The organism is Bradyrhizobium ferriligni, from assembly GCF_056837965.1.
On sequence record NZ_JBXEJO010000014.1, the window covers coordinates 87,413 to 111,279 of the forward strand.

26 protein-coding genes are annotated in these 23,867 nt (G+C 65.7%); 12 read left to right on the plus strand and 14 right to left on the minus strand.

Going from position 1 to position 23,867, the window contains the following annotated elements:
• The first annotated feature begins 7 nt into the window (after positions 1-7).
• The 4 genes from pdxA (at position 8) to AC1VNY_RS10825 (ending at position 4,452) form a co-directional block, all read left to right on the plus strand.
• The gene (gene pdxA, locus AC1VNY_RS10810; protein ID WP_482405127.1) at positions 8-1,009 is read left to right on the plus strand and encodes a 4-hydroxythreonine-4-phosphate dehydrogenase PdxA; all 1,002 of its coding nucleotides are present in this window, start codon (positions 8-10) and stop codon (positions 1,007-1,009) included.
• Positions 1,010-1,864, plus strand: coding sequence for a 16S rRNA (adenine(1518)-N(6)/adenine(1519)-N(6))-dimethyltransferase RsmA (rsmA, locus tag AC1VNY_RS10815; protein ID WP_482405128.1), 855 nt, complete (start codon positions 1,010-1,012; stop codon positions 1,862-1,864).
• Between the two features lie 19 nt (positions 1,865-1,883).
• Complete coding sequence (locus tag AC1VNY_RS10820; RefSeq protein ID WP_212057601.1) at positions 1,884-2,942, plus strand: alcohol dehydrogenase; 1,059 nt, start codon at positions 1,884-1,886, stop codon at positions 2,940-2,942.
• 187 nt (positions 2,943-3,129) lie between these two features.
• Positions 3,130-4,452, plus strand: a complete 1,323-nt coding sequence (locus tag AC1VNY_RS10825) for a caspase family protein (protein WP_482405129.1) — start codon at positions 3,130-3,132, stop codon at positions 4,450-4,452.
• Between the two features lie 46 nt (positions 4,453-4,498).
• Here the strand turns inward: AC1VNY_RS10825 and AC1VNY_RS10830 are convergent, their stop codons facing one another.
• Positions 4,499-5,026, minus strand: coding sequence for a hypothetical protein (locus AC1VNY_RS10830; protein ID WP_482405130.1), 528 nt, complete (start codon positions 5,024-5,026; stop codon positions 4,499-4,501).
• Between the two features lie 139 nt (positions 5,027-5,165).
• Between AC1VNY_RS10830 and AC1VNY_RS10835 the strand changes: the two genes are divergently transcribed.
• Complete coding sequence (locus AC1VNY_RS10835; RefSeq protein ID WP_482405131.1) at positions 5,166-6,230, plus strand: hypothetical protein; 1,065 nt, start codon at positions 5,166-5,168, stop codon at positions 6,228-6,230.
• Between the two features lie 61 nt (positions 6,231-6,291).
• Here the strand turns inward: AC1VNY_RS10835 and gmk are convergent, their stop codons facing one another.
• From gmk to AC1VNY_RS10880, 9 genes are all read right to left on the minus strand, one after another.
• Positions 6,292-6,945: a guanylate kinase gene (gene gmk, locus AC1VNY_RS10840; protein ID WP_482405132.1), complete on the minus strand. Its 654-nt coding sequence runs from the start codon at positions 6,943-6,945 to the stop codon at positions 6,292-6,294.
• A 3-nt stretch (positions 6,946-6,948) separates the two neighbouring features.
• The gene (locus AC1VNY_RS10845) at positions 6,949-7,836 is read right to left on the minus strand and encodes a YicC/YloC family endoribonuclease (protein ID WP_482405133.1); all 888 of its coding nucleotides are present in this window, start codon (positions 7,834-7,836) and stop codon (positions 6,949-6,951) included.
• Between the two features lie 214 nt (positions 7,837-8,050).
• Complete coding sequence (gene mltG / locus AC1VNY_RS10850; protein ID WP_482405134.1) at positions 8,051-9,301, minus strand: endolytic transglycosylase MltG; 1,251 nt, start codon at positions 9,299-9,301, stop codon at positions 8,051-8,053.
• A gap of 127 nt (positions 9,302-9,428) precedes the next feature.
• On the minus strand, positions 9,429-10,694 hold the full coding sequence (gene fabF / locus AC1VNY_RS10855; protein WP_482405135.1) for a beta-ketoacyl-ACP synthase II: 1,266 nt from the start codon (positions 10,692-10,694) through the stop codon (positions 9,429-9,431).
• A 96-nt stretch (positions 10,695-10,790) separates the two neighbouring features.
• Positions 10,791-11,030, minus strand: a complete 240-nt coding sequence (locus AC1VNY_RS10860) for an acyl carrier protein (RefSeq protein WP_002716125.1) — start codon at positions 11,028-11,030, stop codon at positions 10,791-10,793.
• Between the two features lie 289 nt (positions 11,031-11,319).
• A complete protein-coding gene (gene fabG / locus AC1VNY_RS10865) occupies positions 11,320-12,057 on the minus strand; it encodes a 3-oxoacyl-[acyl-carrier-protein] reductase (RefSeq protein ID WP_024581467.1) in 738 nt (245 codons plus the stop codon).
• Between the two features lie 21 nt (positions 12,058-12,078).
• Complete coding sequence (gene fabD / locus AC1VNY_RS10870) at positions 12,079-13,032, minus strand: ACP S-malonyltransferase (RefSeq protein ID WP_482405136.1); 954 nt, start codon at positions 13,030-13,032, stop codon at positions 12,079-12,081.
• A 265-nt stretch (positions 13,033-13,297) separates the two neighbouring features.
• On the minus strand, positions 13,298-14,323 hold the full coding sequence (locus tag AC1VNY_RS10875; RefSeq protein ID WP_038383697.1) for a fatty acid desaturase family protein: 1,026 nt from the start codon (positions 14,321-14,323) through the stop codon (positions 13,298-13,300).
• Positions 14,320-15,036 (minus strand): TetR/AcrR family transcriptional regulator C-terminal domain-containing protein, encoded by a 717-nt coding sequence (locus AC1VNY_RS10880; RefSeq protein ID WP_482405137.1) that lies wholly within the window; start codon positions 15,034-15,036, stop codon positions 14,320-14,322. Before AC1VNY_RS10880 ends, AC1VNY_RS10875 begins: the two co-directional genes overlap by 4 nt.
• A gap of 338 nt (positions 15,037-15,374) precedes the next feature.
• Here AC1VNY_RS10880 and rpsF point away from each other — a divergent pair, with 338 nt between their 5' ends.
• The 4 genes from rpsF to rplI all read left to right on the plus strand — a co-directional run bounded on the left by rpsF (position 15,375) and on the right by rplI (position 17,837).
• Positions 15,375-15,842: a 30S ribosomal protein S6 gene (gene rpsF / locus AC1VNY_RS10885; protein ID WP_026192679.1), complete on the plus strand. Its 468-nt coding sequence runs from the start codon at positions 15,375-15,377 to the stop codon at positions 15,840-15,842.
• A 6-nt stretch (positions 15,843-15,848) separates the two neighbouring features.
• Complete coding sequence (rpsR, locus tag AC1VNY_RS10890) at positions 15,849-16,088, plus strand: 30S ribosomal protein S18 (RefSeq protein WP_016844287.1); 240 nt, start codon at positions 15,849-15,851, stop codon at positions 16,086-16,088.
• A gap of 126 nt (positions 16,089-16,214) precedes the next feature.
• Positions 16,215-17,183, plus strand: coding sequence for a YybS family protein (locus AC1VNY_RS10895; RefSeq protein WP_482405138.1), 969 nt, complete (start codon positions 16,215-16,217; stop codon positions 17,181-17,183).
• 51 nt (positions 17,184-17,234) lie between these two features.
• Positions 17,235-17,837: a 50S ribosomal protein L9 gene (rplI, locus tag AC1VNY_RS10900; protein ID WP_212057593.1), complete on the plus strand. Its 603-nt coding sequence runs from the start codon at positions 17,235-17,237 to the stop codon at positions 17,835-17,837.
• Between the two features lie 130 nt (positions 17,838-17,967).
• Here the strand turns inward: rplI and AC1VNY_RS10905 are convergent, their stop codons facing one another.
• The 3 genes from AC1VNY_RS10905 to AC1VNY_RS10915 form a co-directional block, all read right to left on the minus strand.
• Positions 17,968-18,429 (minus strand): PaaI family thioesterase, encoded by a 462-nt coding sequence (locus AC1VNY_RS10905; protein WP_482405139.1) that lies wholly within the window; start codon positions 18,427-18,429, stop codon positions 17,968-17,970.
• Positions 18,426-19,031 (minus strand): TetR/AcrR family transcriptional regulator, encoded by a 606-nt coding sequence (locus AC1VNY_RS10910; protein ID WP_482405140.1) that lies wholly within the window; start codon positions 19,029-19,031, stop codon positions 18,426-18,428. The genes AC1VNY_RS10905 and AC1VNY_RS10910 overlap by 4 nt, the downstream gene beginning before the upstream one ends.
• 91 nt (positions 19,032-19,122) lie before the next feature.
• Positions 19,123-20,055 (minus strand): hypothetical protein, encoded by a 933-nt coding sequence (locus AC1VNY_RS10915; RefSeq protein ID WP_482405141.1) that lies wholly within the window; start codon positions 20,053-20,055, stop codon positions 19,123-19,125.
• Positions 20,056-20,313: 258 nt separating this feature from the next.
• Between AC1VNY_RS10915 and AC1VNY_RS10920 the strand changes: the two genes are divergently transcribed.
• Entirely contained in the window at positions 20,314-21,567 is a 1,254-nt protein-coding gene (locus AC1VNY_RS10920) for a class I SAM-dependent methyltransferase (RefSeq protein ID WP_482405142.1), read from the plus strand.
• A gap of 20 nt (positions 21,568-21,587) precedes the next feature.
• Here the strand turns inward: AC1VNY_RS10920 and AC1VNY_RS10925 are convergent, their stop codons facing one another.
• Positions 21,588-21,908 (minus strand): hypothetical protein, encoded by a 321-nt coding sequence (locus AC1VNY_RS10925; protein ID WP_482405143.1) that lies wholly within the window; start codon positions 21,906-21,908, stop codon positions 21,588-21,590.
• Between the two features lie 34 nt (positions 21,909-21,942).
• Here AC1VNY_RS10925 and AC1VNY_RS10930 point away from each other — a divergent pair, with 34 nt between their 5' ends.
• Complete coding sequence (locus tag AC1VNY_RS10930; RefSeq protein WP_304499952.1) at positions 21,943-22,065, plus strand: hypothetical protein; 123 nt, start codon at positions 21,943-21,945, stop codon at positions 22,063-22,065.
• Between the two features lie 292 nt (positions 22,066-22,357).
• Positions 22,358-23,860: a replicative DNA helicase gene (locus tag AC1VNY_RS10935; protein WP_028344789.1), complete on the plus strand. Its 1,503-nt coding sequence runs from the start codon at positions 22,358-22,360 to the stop codon at positions 23,858-23,860.
• Positions 23,861-23,867 lie beyond the last annotated feature (7 nt).

Below are 23,867 nucleotides of genomic sequence, written 5' to 3' on the forward strand. Positions count from 1 at the left end.
TTGACGCATGGCTCAACCTCTCGCACTGACATCCGGCGAGCCCGCAGGCATCGGCCCCGACATCACGCTCGCCGCGTGGCTGCGACGCCGCGAACTCGATCTCCCCCCGTTCTATCTGCTCGGCGACCGCGCCGCGCTTGCCGAACGCGCCAAGGCGCTCGGGCTTGCCGTCGAGTTGGCCGAGGTCAGCGCCGAGGAGGCATCCGCGGCGTTCGCACGCGCCCTCCCCGTGGTTGCGACCGGCAAGACGGCGACGGCGCGACCGGGCCAGCCCGACGGCACGAGTGCGGATGCGGCGCTGGCGTCGATCCGGCAGGCCGTCGCCGATGTCGCCGCTGGCAAGGCCAGCGCCGTTGTCACCAATCCGATCGCCAAGAACGTGCTGTATCGCGCCGGCTTCCGGCATCCCGGCCATACAGAGTTCTTGGCCGAGCTTGCCGCAAGCGGCGGGCGCGCGCCGCAGCCGGTGATGATGCTGTGGTCGCCGGCCCTCGCCGTCGTCCCGGTGACGATCCATGTGTCGGTCCGCGAAGCGCTGGCGCAATTGACGACCGACTTGATCGTGTCGACCGCTCGGATCGTGGTCGCGGACATGAAGGCGCGGTTCGGCCTCGCGGCGCCGCGGCTCGCCATTGCCGGCCTCAATCCGCATGCCGGCGAAGACGGCACGCTCGGCATGGAAGACGTCGAGATCGTCGCGCCCGCGGTCGAGATCCTGCGCCGCGATGGCATTGCCGTCCGGGGCCCGCTGCCGGCCGACACCATGTTCCACGCAGCCGCGCGCAAGACCTATGACTGCGCGATCTGCATGTATCACGACCAGGCGCTGATCCCGATCAAGACCGTCGCGTTCGAGGACGCCGTCAACGTCACCCTGGGACTGCCCTTCATCCGGACGTCGCCCGATCACGGCACCGCGTTCGATATCGCCGGCACCGGCAAGGCCAATCCGTCGAGCCTAATTGCCGCCCTCCGGCTCGCCGCGCGCATGGCCGCGGCATCAAGCTAAGTGAGCACGATCGACGATCTGCCGCCGCTGCGCGACATCATTCGCGAGCATTCGCTGTCGGCGCGCAAATCACTGGGCCAGAATTTTCTACTCGATCTCAACCTCACCGCGCGCATTGCCCGCGCCGCGGGACCGCTGGAAGACTCCACCGTGATCGAGGTCGGCCCCGGTCCCGGTGGCTTGACGCGCGCGCTGCTTGCGCTGGGCGCCAAGCGCGTGATCGCCATCGAGCGCGACGAGCGGGCGCTGGCCGCGCTCGACTACATCGCCAAGCGCTATCCCGGCCGCATCGAGATCGTGCATGGCGACGCGCAGCACTTTGACCCGCGTCCCTTGCTCGATGGCGCCAAGGCCAAGATCATCGCCAACCTGCCCTACAACATCGCAACCCAGCTCTTGGTCGACTGGCTGTCGATCGAGCCGTGGCCGCCCTGGTACGACATGATGGTCCTGATGTTCCAGCGCGAGGTCGCCGAGCGCATCGTCGCCCATGAGGACGAGGAGGCGTATGGCCGGCTCGCGGTGCTCGCCAACTGGCGCGCCGAGACCAAGATCCTGTTCGACATCTCGCCCGCGGCCTTCGTGCCGCAACCGAAGGTCACGTCCTCGGTGGTACGATTGATACCGCGCGCCGCGCCCGAGCCGTGCGACCGCCGCATGCTCGAGCAGGTCGCGGCCGCCGCCTTCGGCCAGCGCCGCAAGATGTTGCGCCAGAGCCTGAAATCGCTGTCGGTCGATCCGGCGCGGCTTGCTGCCGCAGCCGGTATCGACGCGACACGGCGCGCCGAAACCATTCCGGTCGCGGGCTTTGTTGCCATGGCCCGGGAATTGGCCGATATACGGGCCACAAAATAGAACAACAGGAGAAAACGTAATGGCGCGTATGGTTCGCCAATCCCTCGTCAAATTCGATGCACCGCTGTGCGAAACCATCGTCGACACGCCGAGGCCCCAGGGACGCGAAGTGCTGGTGCGCATCGAGCGCTGCGGCCTGTGCCATTCCGATCTCCACATCCAGGACGGCTACGCCGATCTCGGCGGCGGCAAGAAGCTCGATACCACCCGCGGCATGACCCTGCCCTTCACGCTCGGCCATGAGATCGCGGGTGTGGTCGACGAGGTCGGCCCCGATGCGCCGAAGGATCTGATCGGGACGAAGAAGGCCGTCTTCCCGTGGATCGGCTGCGGCCAGTGCCGTGACTGCCTCGCCGGCGACGAGAATCTCTGCGTCAAGCAGCGCTTCCTCGGCGTCTCGATCGACGGCGGCTTCGCCACCCACGTGCTGGTGCCCGACGCAAAATACCTGCTCGATTACGATCCGCTGCCGGTCAACCAGGCCGCCACCCTGATGTGCTCCGGCGTCACCGCCTACGGCGCGCTGAAGCGCCTGGTCGATCGTCCGCGCCAGCGCAATTTGCTGCTGATCGGCCTTGGCGGCGTCGGCATGATGGGCCTGTCATTCGCGCAGGCGATGTTCAAGCAGCCGATCACGGTTGCCGATCTCAGCCCCGCGGCGCGCGAGACCGCGCTGAAGAACGGCGCGGCGGCGGCCTATGACCCGGCAGAGCCCGATGTCGTCAAGCGCATGCTGAAGGAGAGCGACGGCGGCTTCGACGGCGTCGTCGACTTTGCCGGCAACGAGAAGTCGATGGCGTTTGCGGTGTCGACGGTCGCGCGCGGCGGCAAGATCGTGGTGTCCGGCCTGATGGGCGGCCAGTTCACGCTGCCGATGGTGCAGTGGGTGTACAAGCGCATGACCATCGAAGGCTTCATGGTGGGCACGCTGGCCGAAGGTCAGGAATTGATGGCGCTCGCCCGCGCCGGCAAGATCAAGCCGACGCCGATGAAGGAAGAGCCGATGGCCGACGTCCAGAAATGGATCGACGAGCTGCGCGCCGGCAAGGTCGTGGGACGCATCGTCCTGAAGAACTAACCAAAGCAATCCCGCCGGCCGCCCACCACCGGCGGGATTACTCCCTGTGTGACGTCTCCGAGCTCAATTGGCCGCGCCTTGCGGCCTTGACTGCCGCTTTTTTCCTCCCGCGCGCGCTGGTAATCTGCCAGCGAGGCTGAGAGGATCGCGGGATGCACGGGGCTGTGCAAGGCAGGCGGCTGCGGCGGTGCTGATACTGCTGTGGCAGGCACTCGTTGGCTTGGCACAGGCCGCAGCCGAAAAGCGCGTTGCGCTGGTGATCGGCAATTCCGCCTACCAGAACGTGACGCGACTGGACAATCCCCGCAACGATGCTGCCCTGATGGCCGAGACGCTGGCGGGCCTCGGCTTCACCCTGATCGGCGGACGCGCCCAACTCGATCTCGACAAGCCGGCCATGGACATCGCCGTCCAGAGCTTCGGCCGGCAGGTGCAGGGCGCCGACGTCGCGCTGTTCTATTATGCGGGCCATGGCGTCCAGGTGTCCGGCGCGAACTATCTTGTGCCGGTCAGCGCCAACGCCACCCGCGAGGCCGACGTCGACTTCCAGATGCTCGACCTCAACCTGGTGCTGAGGCAGATGCAAGGCTCCGGCACGCGGCTCAACATGGTGATCCTCGATGCCTGCCGCAACAACCCGTTCGGCGGACGCGGGCTGCGCGCGGCCGACGGCGGCTTGGCACAGATGCGCGCCCCCGAGGGCACGCTGATCTCCTATGCCACGCAGCCCGGCAACGTCGCGCAGGACGGCACCGGCGGCCACAGCCCCTATACCAAGGCGCTGGCGGCCACGATTAAGCTCGCCGGTCTCGACATCTTCCAGACCTTCAATCAGGTCGGGCTTGCCGTGAAACGCGAGACCGGCGGTTCGCAACAGCCCTGGGTGTCCTCGTCGCCGATCGACGGCACCTTCTATTTCGTCCCGCCAGCGGCTCCGGCCGAGCAGAAGGTCGCGGTCGCGCCGCAGCCCGAGCCGCAGTCGCCGAGCACGTTGCGGCCCGATCCCGATCGTATTCCGATCAAGGACCCGGCACTGCTGCGTGAATTGAGCGATCGTCTCTATGAGCACAATTTCGATCCCGAGCCGCTCGACAGCAAGAACGGAATGCGCGCGGCGATCAGCAAATTCCAGGAGAAGGTCGCCATGACGCCGACCGGCGAAGCGACCGAGGGCGTGCTGACACGGCTGCGCAAGATGGAGGACCTGCAGCCCTGGGGATCGATCGTCTATGGCCCCGACATCGACAAATGGGGCATCTCCTGGAAGCATGCGTCACGCCGCGCCGCGGTTGAGGACGCGCGCGCCAAATGCGGCGGCGCCAAGTGCACCGTCGAGCTTTCCTTTTACGGCTCGCGCTGCGGCGCGTTCGCGATATCAGCCAAGTCCTGGTCGTTGATCCAGCGCGACGCGCTTGATCGCGCCAAGACTGCCGCGCTTGACGAATGCGGCAAGGCCGGGAAATCCTGTCGCATTATCGATGCCGTCTGCGCCGACGGCACCGGACATTGAATTTAATGACGATCACATTGGACACAGTTGCAATGAAGAACGTGTTTTACTTGCTGCCTCGACCCATGCTGCTTTCCGCGCTGCTCATTTCCGCGCTCGGGTCCACGGCCGCGCTGGCGCAGTCCGGCAGCAGCGGTGGCAGTATCGGCAATGACGAGAAGTCGCTGTCCGGGACCCGCACAGCGCCGCGCACCGTCGCGCCGTCAAAGCCGGCGCAAAGCAAGAGTTCGGAGGCGCCGCGCCGCGCCACGCGGAAAACCAGCAGCGAGGGCGGTGGCAGCAATTTCGATGGTTCATGGGTGGTTGTCGCCCAGGGTTCGCCTTGCGGCTCCAGCACCGAAAGACTGGTGATATCAGGCGGCGCGATTTCAGGAGAGCTTAGCTCCGGACATGTCAGCCCCAACGGATCCACGACCGGCAGCGGATCCGCTGGGGGTTTGAGCTGGACGAGTTCGGGCCGTTTCTCGGGCCGCAGCGGTTCCGGCTCGTTCGTGCGATCCGATGGCTGCAAAGGCCACTGGACCGCGTCCAAGCGATAAACCGCGCCTAGCGAGCCAGCGAACACCTTGGCCACCGGCGTGCCGCAATTGCGGCACGCCGGTAGCCCCAATTAAGCCCTACCCGTTCCGGATTTGCGGCGCATTGCGACCCAACTCTTTGCCGAGATTGGGATCTCCAGCGTTTGCGTAAAAAAAGAGATACCGGGGACGCGTATGTCAAATCGTTCAGCGAAATTCGCTGCGGCGCTTGCCGCCAGCATGCTGGCCGGCGCCAGTTGCAGCGCCATGGCCCAGACCGCCGCCAATACGGCCAATAGCACCAACACGGCGGACAGCTGCCTGTCCGCGCCCAAGGGAACCGCGCCTGCGGGAAGCCACTGGTTCTACCATCTCGATCGCAGCAAGAAGAAGTGCTGGTATCTCGGCGAGGCCAAGAACAAGGCGGCCAAGACGGCGACCACGACCGCACAGCAGCCGCCAGCGGCAGCCGCGCCCGATACCACAACGGCCGACGCGACGCCGCCACAGAGCCAGGCAGCGCCGCAGAGCCAGCCTGCGCCGCAGCAGCCGGCGATGCGCAAATCAGTCGCCGATGCCCGTGCCGAATGGCCCTCGCCGCAGGCCGCAGCCGTGCCTGCGCCAAGCGCCGACGCCAGCCAGGCCGGCGGAACGGCAGCGGCGACCGATCCGGCAGCACAGGGTGCCAACGCCCAGCCGTCCGATGTGAACGCCAGGTGGCTGGATGCCTCGAGCATGGCCGGAACCAACGGAACCCGGCGCGCCGCGGACCCGCCGACCGTGGTCGCGCAGGCTGACGCGACACCGCAACAGGCGGCCGCGCCGGCGCCTGCCGCCCCCGCCACGGCCGAGGCGTCGGTGGAGAAATCATCGTCGTCGACGCAGATGTTGCTGATCGTGATGGTCGGCGCGCTGGCGCTGGCCGGCATGGTCAGCGCGCTGGTGTTCGGGCTGACCCGCAGGCGCTCGGCGCCCTACCAGACCGAGGACGAGTGGCACGCGCCGTGGGATTCGCTGCACACCGAGCCGGCGCCACCGATGGCGGTTGTCAGCCGGGACCGTCCGCTGCGTCTGTCCGAGGCTGCGCCGCGCCGCGCGGAGACACCCGTGCCGCGCCATGCCGAGACGCCTCCCGCTCCACGCCGCGCCGAGACGTCGGCTGCTCGCCGGGAGACTGCGCGTGATCGGGATCAAAGAGAGCAGGACAACAAGCAGATCGCCGCAATGCTGCAGCGGCTTGCGCGCAGCGCTGCGAACTAGAGTGCACTCAAGGAAATGACTGTGATGCGATCCCCCGCGATCGCGTCACGATCCCGACCAGCTACTTCTCGAGCTGACGCTGCAGGCCGCGCACGAATTCGGTGAGGCCGGTGCGGCGCTCGCGCTTGAGGCGCTCGGCCTTCAGGATCGACTGCACCTCGGCAAAGGCGTCGTCGACGTTGTGGTTGACGACGATGTAGTCGTATTCCGCCCAATGGCTCAGCTCATGACTGGCGCGGCTCATCCGTCCGCGGATGACCTCTTCCGAATCCTGCGCCCGGGTATGCAGCCGCTTCTCGAGATCGGCGGCCGACGGCGGCAGGATGAACACCCGCACCACATCGGCGCTGGCTTTCTGGTGGAGCTGTTGCGTGCCCTGCCAGTCGATATCGAACAGAACATCCTGCCCCACCGACAGGGCGGCCTCGACCGGCGCACGTGGCGTGCCGTAGCGGTTGTCGAATACGGTGGCCCATTCGAGCAGTTCACCGTGCTCGACCATCGTCTCGAACTTCTTCTTGTCGACGAAGAAATAGTCGCGGCCCCCGACCTCGCCCGGTCGCATCGGCCGCGTCGTCGCCGACACCGACATCTTCAGGCCCGGCTCGCGCTCCAGCAGCATGCGCGACAGCGTGGTCTTGCCGGCGCCCGAGGGCGACGACAGGACGAACATCAGTCCGCGCCGCTCAACGCCGTCAAAACCCTGCGCCGTCATCATTCACTCCAGATTCTGGACCTGTTCGCGGAACTGCTCGACCACGTTCTTCATTTCAAGCCCGGTGTTGGTCAGCTCGACGTCGTTCGACTTCGAGCAGCAGGTGTTCACCTCGCGATTGAATTCCTGGGCGAGGAAGTCGAGCCGGCGCCCGACCGGACCGCCCTTGCCGATCATCTCGCGCGCCTGGGCGATGTGCGAGGCGATACGGTCGAGCTCCTCGCGGATATCGGCCTTGGTGGCGATCAGGATCGCCTCCTGGTTCAGGCGATCGGCATCGAAGCGGTCGGAAGTCTCGAGCAGGGCCGCGATCTGCTCGGCAAGCCGCGCCTTGATCGCCTCGGGCTTGCGGCCGGGAGCGGTCTCGGCGCGCCTGGCGAGCCGCTCGATCTCGTCCATCCGCTGCATCAGGGTCTGCCCCAGCGCATCGCCCTCGCGGCGGCGCATCTCGACAAGGCTGCCGAGCGCCTGCTCGAAGGCCATCGCCGCCGCCTCGCGCGCGGCCTTGTCCTCGTCCTCGTTGCTCTCGGGCTCGACCACCTCGATGACGCCCTTGATGCCGAGCAGTCCGTCGATGCTCGGTGCCACCGCGTCGATCCGCTGCGCGAGCGTGCCGGCGACCTTCACCACGGCGGCGAGCACGTCCTCATTGATCCGGATCGTCTGCGCCGCGTCGGTGCGCTTGACGCTGAGATTGGCGTAGACCGTGCCGCGCGACAGCAGTTCGCCGGCCCGCTTCTTGGCAAGCGCTTCCAGTTCGTCCCAGCCCGGCGGAAGCCGCAACCGCAGGTCAAAGCCCTTGGCATTGACCGACTTCAGCTCCCACTCGAACGTATAGGGACCGCTTGCGCCATGGCTTCGGGCAAAGCCAGTCATGCTCGACAGCGCCATCGCGTGAAACTCTCCAACAGAAGGATATGGGACTCACCCGGAGCCTGCGAGACTCGTGGGGAGCCGGTGCGACCTTAAAACGGATTCCGTGAAAGTGAAATTACGTTCCACCTCCGGAAACGCAGAGCTACAGCATGATCCGGAAAAGTGTGAAGCGGTTTTCCGAAAGATCGTGCTCAAACAAGAAGCTAAAGCGCGACGATCGCATCGCGCTTTAGCGCTGCACCACCGGCGGCGAATTGGTCTGCTGGGCTGCGCCCTGCCGACCGCGCGGCGGCTTCTTTTGATTGGTGGGCTTCGGCGTCGTCGCCGTGGGATTGGTGTCGGCGCCGGGCGCCGCGGCGGCAGGCGCCGGATCATCCGCGGGCTCGACCGTGTCGTTCTGGATCTGCTTCTCCGACGCGCGCAGCTTGGCGACGTTCTTCGCGTGCTGGTCGTAGGTTTCGCTGAAGGCGTGGCCGCCGGTTCCATCGGCGACGAAGAACAGGTCGCGGGTCCGCGCCGGGTTGGCGGTCGCCTCCAGCGAGGCGCGGCCGGGATTGGCGATCGGCCCGGGCGGCAGGCCGTCGATCACATAGGTGTTGTAGGGCGACGGCTGCGTGATCTCGCTGCGCTTGATCGGACGGCCCAGCGTTCCCTTGCCGCCCACCAGTCCGTAGATGATGGTCGGATCGGACTGCAGCTTCATCCGCTGGCGCAGGCGGTTGACGAACACGGCGGCCACACGGCTGCGCTCGTCGGCGCGGCCGGTTTCCTTCTCGACGATCGAGGCCAGCGTCACCAGCTGGTCCGGCGATTTCAGCGGCGTGTCGGTGTTGCGGCGTTCCCAGATTTCGGCGAGCACGCGCTTCTGCGCCTGTTGCAGGCGCTGGATCACCTGGTCGCGCGTGGTGCCGCGCGGGAATTTGTAGGTCTCCGGCAGCAGCGTGCCCTCGCGCGGGATCTCGCGCACCGAGCCGGTGAAGATGTCGTTGTCGGAGAGCCGCGTCACGATCTGCTCGGAAGTCAGGCCTTCCGGTATCGTGATGGCGTGCTGCACCACCTTGCCGTCGACGATGGTGGCGATGACGTCGCGCAGGCTGGCATTCTTCTGGAACGAATATTCGCCGGGCTTGAGATCGGAGCTTGCCTTCAGTGCGAACACGCCGCCGATGAAGACCCACGGATTGACGTTGATGACGCCCTCACGCGAGAGCACGTCGGCGATGTCACGCTTGCCGGCGCGCGCCGGGATGTTGACGATCTTGTCTTCCTGCAGCGGTCCCGGCGATTCCAGCGCCTGCTTGCCGTAGTAATACGTGGCTCCGGCGCCGATCATCAGGATGATCAGAATGGTGAAGATGGCATTGCCGACGATCACGAAGGGATTGCGGGCGCGATCCGAGCGCTTGGGCGGCGGCGGAAGCTGTTCGGGCTCCAGCGCGGCGCGTGGACTCCTCGGTGAAATGGGCGGCCTCTCACTCATCGATGCAAACCAATATCCTGCAGGTTGAATCGTGGCCGGACAAACCCCTGCCCTGCCAATAGCATACGCCCGCTATTAGGAGTCACCGCGGAATACGGCAAAACGGTGGACTAGTTCTAAAGACCTACTAATTGGTCACGCGCTGCACGATCACGGAGGCGTTTGTGCCGCCGAAACCGAAGGAATTGGACAGCGCCACATTGACGTCACGCTTGCGCGACGTATGCGGCACAAGATCGATCGCCGTTTGCACCGACGGATTGTCGAGATTGATGGTCGGCGGCACCACGTTATCGCGAATCGCCAGGATCGCGAAGATCGCCTCGATCGCGCCGGCCGCACCGAGCAGATGTCCGGTAGCGGACTTGGTCGACGACATCGAAACCTTCGAGGCCGCATTGCCGAGCAGACGCTCGACCGCGCCGAGCTCGATCTCGTCGCCGACCTGCGTCGAGGTGCCGTGCGCATTGATGTAGTCGAGGTCGGATGCCGCGAGGCCGGCACGCTTCAGCGCCATGCTCATGCTGCGGAAGCCGCCGTTGCCGTCCGGCGGCGGCGAGGTGATGTGGAAGGCATCGCCCGACAGGCCATAGCCGGTGACCTCGGCATAGATCTTCGCGCCGCGGCGCTTCGCGTGCTCGTATTCCTCGAGCACGAGGACGCCGGCGCCCTCGCCCATCACGAAGCCGTCGCGATCCTTGTCATACGGCCGCGATGCCTTTTGCGGAGTGTCGTTGAAGCCGGTGGACAGCGCACGCGCCGCGCAGAAGCCGGCGATGCCGATGCGCGAGATCGGCGATTCGGCGCCGCCCGCGACCATCACCTCGGCGTCGCCGAGCGCGATCAGCCGCGCTGCGTCGCCGACCGCATGCGCGCCGGTCGAACACGCCGTGACCACTGCATGATTGGGCCCCTTCAGGCCGTGCTCGATCGAGACGTAACCGGAAGCCAAATTGATCAGGCGGCCCGGAATGAAGAAGGGAGAGACCCTGCGCGGACCGCGCTCCTTCAGCAGCACCGCGGTCTCGGCAATGCCGGTGAGACCGCCGATGCCGGAGCCGATCATCGTGCCGGTGGCGAACTGGTCCTCATCCGACTTCGGATGCCAGTTGGCATCGTCCAGCGCCTGCTTGGCCGCGCACATCGCATAGAGGATGAAGTCGTCGACCTTGCGCTGGTCCTTCGGCTCCATCCACTGATCGGGATTGAAGGTACCGTTGGAGCCGTCGCCGCGCGGAATGTAGCAGGCGACCTGGCTCGGCAGGTCGGACACGTCGAACGTGTCGATCTTCTTGCCGCCGCTGTCTCCGGCGAGGATGCGCGCCCAAGTTGCGTCAACGCCGCAGCCGAGCGGTGTAAGCATGCCCAGCCCCGTGACGACAACTCGTCTCATTTCCACGTCTCCGGCCAGCAATGCGCGGCTGATAATAAGAAGCCGGGGGACCGCTCGATCACGGTCCGTCCGGCCCCGTCAAATTCGCGATCGGCGTCAGCTCTTCGCGTTCTTCTCAAGAAACTTGGTCGCGTCGCCGACGGTCAGAATCGTCTCCGCCGCGTCGTCGGGAATCTCGCAACCGAATTCTTCTTCGAATGCCATCACGAGCTCGACCGTGTCGAGGCTGTCGGCGCCGAGGTCATCGATGAAGCTCGCGCTATCGACCACCTTCTCGGGTTCGACACCAAGGTGCTCGACCACAATCTTCTTAACCCGCTCGCCAATCTCACTCATCGTTCAACCTCGTTGTTCCATTGGACCCGACCCCAAGACGATACGAGCCATCGTGGTCGTCTCGATTACTCAGTCGCGCATAGTCTTGATTCGGCCCGGTCGTAGCCGATTAAAGCCCCGGCGAACGGCAGGCGTCGCCACGCCAATATACAGGGTTTCAAAATCCTGCAATGGCGTTCTTTGCCCATCCATGGGGGGTTCAGCTACCATACTTCCAAAGCCTTGACTACACGCCTGAACCGGCTCTCGAAAACGGCTTTTCGCCGCATTGCGAGAGCCAGCAAGCAGCTCAAATCATAGCCATCCCGCCGTTGACGTGAATCGTCTGTCCGGTGACGTAGGCGGCCTCGTTCGAGGCCAGATAGACCGCCGCAGCGGCGATGTCCTCGGGCGTTCCGAGACGCGCCGCAGGAACCTTCGCCAGGATGGTTTCGCGCTGCTTGTCGTTGAGCGCATCCGTCATCGGCGTCTTGATGAAACCCGGCGCGATGCAATTGGCGGTCACGCCGCGCTTGGCGTATTCGGCGCCCAGCGTCTTGATCAGGCCGATGATGCCGGCCTTCGACGCGGTGTAGTTGCCCTGCCCCGGATTGCCGGTGACGCCGACGATCGAGGTGATCGCGATGATGCGGCCGAAGCGCTTGCGCATCATCAGTTTGGTCGCGGCGCGCGCAAGCCGGAACGTCGCGGTCAGGTTGACCGCGATCACGTCATCCCAGTCCTCGTCGCGCAGCTGCACGAACAGATTGTCGCGGGTGATGCCGGCGTTGGCGATCAGGATGTCGACCTGCCCCATCGCAGCTTCCGCTGCCGGCACCAGCGCCTCGACATCATCCTTGCTGGAGAGATTGCAGGGCAGCACGTGCACGCGCTCGCCGAGCTTGGCCGCAAAGCCGTCCAGCACCTCACGCCGCGTCCCCGAGATCGCGACCGTCGCGCCCTGCGCATGCAGCGCCTGCGCGATCGCGCCGCCGATGCCGCCGGTTGCGCCCGTGACGAGCGCCGTCTTGCCAGTCAGATCAAACATCGAATTCTCCTTCCGGCTGCTTCAAGCCGAAGCTGCGAGCGCGTCCTTGGCCGCAGCGATATCGTTCGGACCGCCGACGGACACGCCGAGCGCGCCGTCGGCAATCCGCTTGACGAGGCCGCTCAGCACCTTGCCGGCGCCGATCTCGAAGAACCGCGTCACGCCGTGCCCTGCCATATAGGCAACCGACTCGCGCCAGCGAACCGTCCCGGTAACCTGTTCGATCAGGCGGCGGCGGATCTCGTCGGGATCGGTGATGGCGGAGGCCAGCACGTTGCAGACCAGCGGCGCCGCGGGCGCCTTGATGGTCACGCCGGACAGCGCCTCTGCCATCGCATCGGCCGCCGGCTGCATCAGCTTGCAATGGAACGGCGCCGACACCGGCAGCAGCATGGCGCGCTTGGCGCCCTTGGTCTTGGCGATTTCGACCGCGCGATCGACGGCGGCCTTGTCGCCGGAGACCACCACCTGGCCGCCGCCATTGTCGTTGGCGGCCTGGCAGACTTGTCCCTGCGCCGCCTCGTTGGCGACCGCCACGGCGGTTTCGTAGTCGAGACCAAGCAGCGCGGCCATCGCACCGACGCCGACCGGCACCGCCTTCTGCATCGCGAGCCCGCGGGTGCGGAGCAGCCGCGCGGTGTCGCTGACGGAGAGGCTTCCGACGGCGGCCAGCGCCGAATACTCGCCGAGCGAGTGCCCGGCAACGAAGGCCGCGTTGCGGCCGACCGAGAAGCCGGCTTCGCTCTCGAGCACGCGCAAAGTGGCGATCGACACCGCCATCAGCGCCGGCTGGGCATTTTCGGTGAGTTGCAATGTCTCGCCGGGACCATCCCAGATGATCGCGGTCAGCTTCTCGCCCAGCGCGGAATCGACCTCGTCGAACACCGCCTTGGCCGCCGGAAAGGCGTCGGCCAGGGCCTTGCCCATGCCAACCGCCTGCGAGCCCTGCCCGGGAAACGTAAATGCTGCCGTCATCGGCGATCCCTACCTAGTTGAGCGTGATCTCCGCGCAGGCGCTTTAGGCCTGCCCAGGGGAAAACGGTATCCGCGTCGCGCAAAACGCGCCACAGCGGGTCCGGGCCAATCCCTTGCAAACCAAGCCTGAGCAATCGGGCCTCGGCAACCAAGCCATGGCAGCCCAGCCTTGCAACCGGCCTCGGACCGGGCCGTAAGACACTGACGGAGGCGGTGCTGTCAAGCCGCGACGGAGGAACCCTGGGGATGCCGGTCCGGCCTCGGGCTAGAACCCGCCGGCATTCTGGTCGGCGTTAACCTTGGCGCCGGCCCTCGCCCGGCGTGCGCTGTTGACCAGCTGCCCCGGACGATCCTCGTTGGCGGGCCTGGCGGTCGCGAGCCGCAGCACGGCGGCGTAGCCCGGCTGCACTTCCATCCGGCCGGCATAGCGGCTTTCGCTCAGGATGCGGTGGACGCGCGGCAGGTTGTAGCAGGGCACGTAGAACAGCAAATGATGCTCGAGGTGATAGTTCACGTAGTACGGCGCGATGAACAGACGCTCGAGGACGTTGGCCCGCGTGGTGCGGGTGTTGCGCAGGGGATCGGAGCTGTCAGGCACGACGGCATGTTCGGCGATGTTGCGGATGCGCGTGATCACCATCATCCAGGTCAGCAGCGGCACCAGCCACAACAGCGGATAGGCCCACCACACGCCCGCGGCGGCGAGCCCCGCGAACAGCAGCGCGTTGGTGACGCATTGCGGCCCGAGCTTCTGCCAGAAGTTGGCGGCGCGCCGCGACAACGGCCACTCCTTCGGCCCGATCGCATTGAGCAATTGCGCCTTGCGCTGCTGGTAGCCGGTCTGCCCGGTGATATCGCGGAAGAACTTTCGGCGGTAGCTCATCTTCGTGATCGGAAACGGCGCCGACAGCACGAGATCGGGATCATCCTCCTGCTGCGTCCGCGCATGATGCTGCAGATGATAGCGGCGATAGCCGCGGGTCTCCGCGAAGATCGGATAGGCGCAGAACCACTGGCTCAGCGTCAGATTGGTCCTCTCGTCCGCCGACAGACAGCCGTGCGCCCCGTCATGCATCAGGATCGCGAGCCCGAGTTGGCGCGAGCCGATGATCGCAACCGCGAGCAGATAGGTCAGCGGATTGGGCCACCACGCGACCAGCGCGATCGCGCCCAGGATCAGCGCCCAAGCGTGCACGATCAGGGCTGCGCCCTTCCACGTCGTGCGCTCGCGCACCGCGACCAATTCGTCCTCGGTCAGGAAATCGCGGGCTCGCATGCGAAGCGCGGTCATCTGCTTGTCTCCCCGTCCGTTGAGGATGAAGTGTTGGGATCGCCGACCAGGCGCAACCGCGTCGCATCATTGGCCGACGTCGAAGTTGATGTCGCCTGCTCGCCGAGCGCGCGCAGCAATTCGCGGCACATCTCGTCGGCAGCGCGGCCCATCGCGAAACCTTCGACGATCACACCGATCGCAATCGCCCAGAACCGCCGCGAGCTCTCCTCGGGCGCGCGCAGCGACCGCCAGCCATGGCGCTCGACCTGGCCCGCATAGGCGCGCGCGCCCTCGCTGTGCAGGCGTTCGATGGTGCGCTCGACGAGCGGCGCGAGATCCTGCCGGCGCCGAGTGAGGGTCAAGGCCTCCGCGAAAAAGGCGACCGTGTCGGTCGCGGTCACGGTTTCGGCCAGGGCGTGGGTGTAGTCCCGCGGGGTGTGGGCATTCAGGGCGGCCTGTTCGGTCGCGCGCGCGAGATAGAGCATGTCGCGGCTGGCCGCCTCGACGAACAGCGCTTCCTTGGTGCGGAAGTAATAGGTGATCTGGCTCGGAAAGGCGTCGGCCGCCGCGGCGATATCGGAGATCGAGGTGCCCGACAGCCCGCGCTCCTTGAACAGGCGGCTGGCGGCATCGAGCAGCAGCGAGCGCATCTTGCGCCCCGCCGACCGCGTCGCGCGGACCGCGTGCTTCGGATCGGGCGCAGACATGCCGCCGGCGGTCTCCGAACCCATATCTCGTCCTCCCAGAGATATTTGTATGGCATACAAACAAAGAAATCAACGGGAAAACGCCTGAGGTTGCGTCAAACGGCCTGGAGGGCTACGACGCCTCGCGCATCCGGAGGCCGAGAACCCTTGCTTTCGCGGCCAAAACCCGTATAAGCGCGCCATTCGTGGGCTCCGGCCGGGAGCTGAACGGACGGTCTCAGCAAATTCACCCGTTGATTTTGATGTGGCAGGGCCAGTCGGCCCGTCGTCCCGTGCTCCCGCCTTCTGAGCAGCTCGAGTCCTTTCCGAAGGTCTCGAAGGGCTTGTCGCCGGAAACCGCGCCAACACAGGAAAGGACAACCATGCCTCTTTACGAGCATGTTTTTCTCGCGCGTCAGGATGCGAGCACCCAGCAGGTGGATGAACTGACGGCCCAGATGACGGGGATCGTCGAACAGGGCGGCGGCAAGGTCACCAAGACCGAGAGCTGGGGCGTGCGCTCCCTCACCTACCGCATGAACAAGAACCGCAAGGCGCATTTCGTGCTGATGAACATCGACGCACCCTCGGCTGTCGTCACCGAGATCGAGCGTCAGGAGCGCATCAACGAAGACGTCATTCGTTACCTCACCGTGCGCGTCGAAGAGCACGAGGAAGGCCCGTCCGCGATGATGCGCAAGGCCGACCGTGATCGCGAGCGCGATGACCGTGGTGGTGGCTTCCGTGGCGACCGCGAAGGCGGTTTCCGAGGTGACCGCGATGGTGGTGGTTTCCGTGGCGACCGTGGCCCGCGCCGTCCGCGCGAAGAAGAAGCTGCGACCGAGGAGTAATGAATCATGGCTGATGCTGGTGCCCGCCGTCCGTTTTTCCGTCGTCGCAAGTCCTGCCCGTTCACGGGCGCGAATGCGCCGAAGATCGACTACAAGGATTCCAAGCTGCTGATGCGTTACGTCTCCGAGCGCGGCAAGATCGTGCCGAGCCGCATCACGGCCGTGTCCGCCAAGAAGCAGCGTGAGCTCGCCCGCGCCATCAAGCGCGCGCGCTTCCTCGGCCTGCTGCCTTACGTCATTCGCTAATTGACGACGGCCGGCGGCACGCGCCGCCGGCCGCTCATTCTCATAAGGCTTCCGGGTCGTCCGGTCGCCGATGGTTGGGGTTCTCGATGCAGGACCCCTAACCGCTCGAAGGGGGCGGGACAGCTGATGATCGGAATATTCACCGTTGCACTCGCAGCCGGCGCCGCGTCGGCGCTGATGTTCGCCTCGATCAGTTCGGGCGCGCTGATCTCGATATTGCTGTTCTATCTCGCATCGCTGCCGATCATGGTGGCGGCGCTCGGCTGGGGTCCCCTCACCGCCGCTATTGGTGGAGTGGGTGCGGCATCCGTGCTCGGCACGATCTTCGGCCTTCCCTACAGCATCGCGTTTGCCATGATGGTCGCCGTGCCCGGCTGGTGGCTCGGCCACCTCGCCCTGCTCGGACGGCCGATCGCGGGCGCAACCGGCGACAGCGCCAAGCAGCAGCCGCCTGCGCTTGAATGGTACCCCGTCGGCCGCATCCTGCTCTGGATTGCAGCCTTCGCCGTCATTACCACGACCGCCGCGCTGCTCACGCTCGGCACCGATACCGACACCATCACCGGCACGCTGCGGCGCGGCCTGCTCAAGATGCTCAGCGCCGGCGAAGCGCAGCCCAGCGGTGACATCGAACGGCTGGTCGACGCGTTGGTGATCTTCGCGCCGCTCGCGGCGACGGTCATCTCCATGGTGACGCTGACGCTGAACCTTTGGCTCGCCGGCAAGATCACGCAAACCTCCGGGCGACTGAACCGACCGTGGCCGGAGTTCCGTCGCACCGCGCTCCCCGCCGTGACGCTGGTCGCGCTGATCGTGGCGGTAGGCGCCAGCTTCGTCGGCGGCATGCTTGCGCTGCTGGCGCAGATCATCGCGACGGCGCTCGTGATCGCCTATGCGCTGGTCGGCTTCGCGGTGCTGCACACCTTGACGCTGTCGCTCGCCAATCGCGGCTTCTGGCTCGGCGGCATCTACGCCGTCGTCGCCATGTTCGGCTGGCCAATCGTTGCGATGTTCGCGCTCGGCATCGCCGACGCCGTGTTCGGGCTGCGCCAGCGCTATCTGCAAACAAGACCGCCGCCTTTGCCCGCGGCTTGAGATTCGATCCAACCACTTAAACCCGTACTTAGCATCTAAAGGAGAACGAAAATGGAAGTCATTCTGCTCGAACGCGTTGCCAAGCTTGGCCAGATGGGCGAAGTCGTGCGCGTCAAGGACGGGTTCGCCCGCAACTTCTTGCTGAAGCGCGGCAAGGCGCTGCGCGCCACCGAGGCGAACCGCGCCAAGTATGACGGCATGAAGGCCGAGCTCGAGGCCAACAACATCAAGGCCAAGGGCGAAGCGTCCGTGGTCGCCGAGAAGATCGACGGCCGCGACATCGTCATCATCCGCCAGGCTTCCGAGTCCGGCCAGCTGTTCGGCTCGGTCACGGTGCGCGACATCGTCACCGCGCTCGCCGCCGACGGCGTGACGGTCTCCCGCCCGCAGGTCTGGCTCGACTCGCCGATCAAGGTGATCGGCGCGCAGAAGGTGACGATCGCGGTTCACCCCGAGGTCGAGACCAGCGTCACCGTGACGGTCGCCCGCTCCGCCGAAGAGGCCGAGCGGATCAAGCGCGGCGAGGACATCTCGACCCGCCAGGAAGACCAGGACGCTGCCGCCGAGGCGCTCGCCGCCGCCGGCGAATTCTTCGATCCGGAAGCCCAGCACGACGAGGAAGCCGCGCCGGCTCCGGCCGCCGAAGAGAAGTAAGCTTCTCTGCATCGCTCAACCGACGAGAGCATCGGTTCTGAACCGATGCTCTCGATTCTGGTTTTGACGCGTGTTCTTCACGCGAACCGGCATCCACTTCGCTCGAAAAAGCTACGAAGCCCGGCCTCGATCAGGCCGGGCTTCGGATTCGTGCCGCCGCCTTGTCGTCGAGCATGGCGATCGACGCTAAAGCGGTCGCGGTGTGCTTCTCCTTGCCGTCGATGACGCAGAACACGTCGGCCGCAACGACGGCGACCTGACGTCCCGGCTTGATCACGCGCGCCCGGCAGATCAGGCGATCGCCCGACGCCGGCGACAGCAGGTTCAGCTTGTACTCCGCCGTCAGCGCCGGCTGGCCGCGCGATGTCGCCGCTGCGATCGTGGTGGCGTTGTCGACCAGAAACGCCGTCACCCCGCCGTGAAACAGCCCATGCTGCTGCAACAGCTCCGGACGGCGGTCGACCGCGAGCGTGCACGTGCCGCGCGACAGCTCGGCCACCTCAGCACCGACAAGACCCATGAAGCCCTGCCGGCCGACATTGTCGCGAATTCGTGTCGCGATCGGCGCAAAGTCCGGATCGGTCTCGCTCATGACGTTCCTCCTGTTCGTTCCGGCGCACCCGGCGCTGCCACCGCGCGGATCGCGCAGGCGATCAGCGTCTCCACCTGTTCGCGCGGATCGCCGGTATGGCGGCCCGACAGCCAGGCGCGGCAGAAGATCTGCGCCGGCCCGATGATCTGGCTGAAGAACAGCACAGCGCTCATCGGCAGCAATTCGCCACGCGCGAGCAGCGGCGCGCGCCAGCGCTCGATGCCATCGGCGAGCCGCGAATTCTCGCTGCGCTGCGCGCCGCGCACCTCCTCGCCCCACTCGCTGCGCGAAATCTCGAACAGGAAGCGCGCCTCGCGCCGGTTGCTCACGACCCAATCGAGATGGGCGTGGATCAGCCGCGCGACGCCCTCGCCGGCGCCGCAGCTGTCGTCGACCGAGGTGATGATCGCGGCGTGATAGGCCTGCAGGATTTCCAGGAACAGGGACCCGGCGAGCTCCTTCTTCGAGGCGAAGAAGTGGAAGAAGCTGCCGTTGGACGCGCGGGCGCGGGAGCGGATCTCGGCCACCGTCGCGCCCTCGAACCCGTCGCGGTCGAACACCACCAGTCCCGCCGCCAGCAGATCTTCGCGCGCCGTGCTCAAGTCGTCCTCTCCTGATTAGATTAACACTCTAGAGCACTACTCTAACGGTGGTCAAACGAATACGCCGGACCTTGCGGCCCGGCGTCGGCGATTATTTCGAGGTCGGGGCTTCCGGTGGGCCGGAGCCTGGCGTCGTGGGCGGCGGTGGCGGCGGCGCGGTCGCAGTCACTGGCGGCGCGGCTGGCGCCGGAGCGGCCGGCTCGGACGCGGCAGGCGCAGCCGCTGCTGGCGCCGGCGTGACCTGCGGAACCGGATCGGATCGCACGGCAGCAGGTTCGCCGCCGCCATTGCTCTTCGGCGCGTCGACCTTTGCCGTGTCGGGCTCAGCGGCGGGCTTCGCCGGCTTCTCGGCCTCACCCTTGTCCTCGCGCTTGTTGGCTGCCTTGGGCTCGTCGCTGGTCGCAGCCCCGCTCTTGGACCCATCCTCGGACTTCGGCTCGTCGACGGGCTTGCCGCGACGGCCGTGCTTCTGACGCGACGGCTTGCCCTCGCCCACGGCCTGCGGCGTCTGGCCGTCGTCCGGCTTCGCGCCTTCCGGCGTCTCGCTCGGGCGCGCCATCCGCTTGCCGTGGCGACCCGGACGCCCTTCGGGATTCAAGCCATCGGCGTCGGATTTGGCACCTTCCTGCGGCGCTGCATCCTGGTGCCGTCGGCGGGCCGGACGCTCGGACGACTGGTCAGGTGACTGGTTGGCTTCCTGCCGGCCGTCCCGTCCCTTGGCCCCCTTGGGCTGATCCTTGGCCTGATAGCGCGGGTCGTTGGCGCCGTTCGAAATCAGGAAGGACGCAAGCACGCCGGCCATGTCGCTGGACGTCGTGTAGTGCTGGCGCAGGAAACCCGGCAGCGAACCGGCCGGCACCGACTTCAGCAGGCCGCGCGGGCTCTTGTGGCAAGCTGTGCAGGTGCTTGCGAAGATCTGGGAGGGGCTCTTGCCGGCCTCGAGGTTTTGCGCTTGCGCCGAAACGGCTGACAGGCAGCCAATCAGAAGCGCCACCGTCGCCAGACTGAGGGCTCGGCTCAACATTCCTTAAGTCTCCAGATTCCGGAAAAATCGCCGCCAGCGCCTGATGGATCGGCCGCGGCGGTCACCTTTTAGCCGATTATCGCGCGAATGGAAGCGCGCCCATGACGCATCCACGCAATTGTCACATTTTGGAATATCGGCTTTGACCACAACGCAATAGCGCGATCTAATTCCCTGCCTATCTTGAGGTTGGGGACACATTGGGGTGATCAGCTCCGGTGGTGTCGGTGTGCAGCTTGCCGTTCCGTTGGTGTTTCGATGGACCGATTGTTGCGATACTTCTTGGGGCGCTTCATCCGCCGCGGTTCGATCACGTTCACGACCGCGAGCGGCGCTCAATTCAGCTGCGGTGACGGCACGGGCGTACCGGTCGCCGTGCGCTTCATGACGCGGGCGGCCGAACTCCGCATCCTGGTCGATCCCGAACTTTATCTCGGCGAAGCCTTCATGGACGGTACGTTCGTGGTGGAGCAAGGCACCATCGCCGACGTGCTGGCGGTCCTGATGGGTCAGGCAGCCATGCTGCCGAACTTTGCCCGGCTGCAGGCCTGGGTGCGCTTCCTCGGACGCCGCGCCCAGCAGATCAATGTGCGCGGCCGATCCAGGAGCAATGTCGCCCGTCATTACGATCTCGACGGCCGCCTCTATTCCCTCTTCCTCGACGCGGACAAGCAATACAGCTGCGCCTATTTCGAGACACCGGACGCGACGCTGGACGATGCCCAGCTCGCCAAGAAACGTCACCTCGCCGCAAAACTCCTGATCAAGCCCGGCCACCGCATCCTCGACATCGGTTCCGGCTGGGGCGGCCTTGGGCTCTATCTCGCCGAGATGAGCGGCGCCGACGTCACCGGCGTCACGCTGTCGACCGAGCAGCTGCAGATTTCCAGCGCGCGGGCGGCGGAGCGGAACCTGGCGCACTCCGCGCGTTTCCTGATGCAGGACTACCGCGACATCCCCGGACCGTTCGACCGCATCGTCTCGGTCGGCATGTTCGAGCATGTCGGGGTCGCCTTCTATGAAACCTTCTTTGCGCGCTGCGCCGAACTCTTGAGCGACGACGGTGTCATGGTGCTGCATTCGATCGGGCGCTCGACCGGCCCCGACGTCACCAGCCCCTGGATCCGGAAATACATCTTCCCCGGCGGCTACATTCCGGCGCTCTCCGAGGTCATGCCGGCGATCGAGAAGGCCGGTTTGCTGATCTGCGACATGGAGATCCTGCGCCTGCACTATGCCGAGACGCTGAAGGCGTGGCGCGAGCGTTTCATGGCGCGGCGCGAGGAGGCCGTGCGGCTCTACGACGAGACCTTTGCCCGGATGTGGGAATTCTATCTGGCAGCCTCGGAGATGTCGTTCCGCGTGCAGAACATGATGAACTTCCAGCTGCAGCTCACCAAGCGCCAGGGCATCGTCCCGATCACCCGCGACTATATCGGCGGCGAAGAAGCCCGTCTGCGGCTGAAGGAGGCCGGCGCGGCCAAGCCCCGGCTGCAACTCGCCGGCGAATAGGCCTGAAGGAACAGGTGCTGCTAGTTGCGCAGGCTGTAGACCGACCTGCAATGGACGAAGGTCGGTGCGGGACGCGCCAGATGGGCCGCCGCGGCAGAAATCAACCGGGCATCGCAGGGAACATTGCGGACCTCCGGACGCGCCGCCTGCTCCATGGCATCGACAAGCGCCGCCAGCCAGCGGCGGTCCATGCCACCTGCCCGGCCAAGCCTTGATCGCGCTGTCTGAAACTCTCGAGCCATCGCCGCCGTATCTTCCCTGAGCGGAGACAACCCGGAATCCGCCGGGTCGTTCCCGCGAACCTGCCGCAAAAAAAGTGCGGCGCATGTGATCTGCTTCACAGAGGTCTGTCCCGGGCTGTCGTAGTGGTCCGGAATGACCCGAGAAACACGCCAGACGATGTTGGACCCGCAGCGCGATATCGCGACCGACTACGCCCTGATCGCCACTGGCGTGGTGGCCGCCTTGATCGCGCTGGCCTTCCTCATTTTGGTCTGAGAAATCGACGCCAACAGCCGCCTCGCCTCTCCATGGGTCCGCTCGCCTGGCAAAAGGTTCAGGCTGCGTCCGATTTTTGCCAACGACGGTGCTGATCGGCCGGGTCCCGCCCGGTTTCGGACAAAACCCCCGTCAAGCGGAATGCATCCGACTGTTTCGGATTCACACCTCGCGTTGTGTGAATCGTGCATAAGAAACATCCGTCCTTTCGCTTCGTGCCGGGCTGGCGCTTCATCGCGGCCCCACACCCGAAAATCTCAGTAACGACGAAATCAGAAGAATAAGCTCGTCCATGGCCTTGATTGATTCGAACGTCCACAAGCTCGCGCCCGACGCCGCATCCCCGGCCTACCGGAGTGCGCCGCACAACATCGAAGCGGAACAGGGCCTGCTGGGCGCGATCCTGGTCAATAACGACGCCTTCTACCGGGTCTCCGATTTCCTGGAGCCGAAGCACTTCTTCGAGACCATCCATCAGCAAATCTATGAAACCGCCGGAAGCCTGATCCGGATGGGCAAGGTCGCGAACCCCGTGACCTTGAAGACGTTCCTGCCGGCCGAACTCGACATCGGCGGTATGACGGTCGGCCAATACCTCGCCCGGCTTGCCGCCGAAGCGACCACCATCATCAACGCCCAAGACTACGGACGCACCGTTTACGATCTCAGCCTGCGCCGCAACCTGATCCAGATCGGCGAGGACATCGTCAACGTCGCCTACGACGCGCCGGTCGACTTCGCGCCGCGCGCCCAGATCGAAGATGCCGAGCGGCAGCTCTACGGCCTTGCGGAAACCGGCCGCTATGACGGCGGCTTCCAGCGCTTCGCCCAGGCACTGACGATCGCGGTCGACATGGCGGCGAAGGCGTTCCAGCGCGACGGCAAGCTGTCGGGCATTTCGACCGGTCTGCGCGACCTCGACGCCAAGATGGGCGGCCTGCAGCCGTCCGACCTCATCATCCTCGCCGGCCGTCCCGGCATGGGCAAGACATCGCTCGCCACCAACATCGCCTACAACATCGCCAAAGCCTATGTGCCCGAGGTCCAGGCGGACGGCACCACCAAGGCAGTCAATGGCGGCTGTGTCGGCTTCTTCTCCTGCGAAATGAGCGGCGAACAGCTCGCCACCCGTATTCTCGCCGAGCGCACCGGCATCCCCTCGAGCCACATCCGCCGCGGCGGCATCAGCGAACTGGATTTCGAGAAGATCCGCGACTGTTCGATCGAGCTGCAATCGCTGCCCTTCTACGTCGACGAAACCGGTGGTCTCTCGATCTCGCAGCTCACCGCGCGGGCGCGACGGCTCAAGCGCCAGAAGGGGCTCGACCTGATCGTGATCGACTACATCCAGCTGCTGCAGGGCTCGGGCAAACGCGGCAACGACAACCGCGTGCAGGAAATCACCGAGATCACCACCAACCTGAAGGCGCTGGCCAAGGAACTGAACGTTCCGATCATCGCGCTGTCGCAGCTGTCGCGTCAGGTCGAAAACCGCGACGACAAGCGGCCGCAGCTCTCGGATCTGCGTGAATCCGGCTCGATCGAGCAGGACGCCGACGTCGTGATCTTCGTCTATCGCGAGGAATACTACCTCGCCAACAAGGAGCCGCGCGCGGGCACGCCGGAATATGAGAAGTGGCAGATGGACATGGACCTTGCCCACGGCAAGGCCGAAGTCATCATCGGCAAGCAGCGCCATGGTCCGACCGGCACGGTCGATCTGCACTTCGAGGCCAGCGTCACGCGCTTCGGCGACCTCGCACCCGACGGTCAGGTTCCGGATCACGGCCACTGAGATCCGG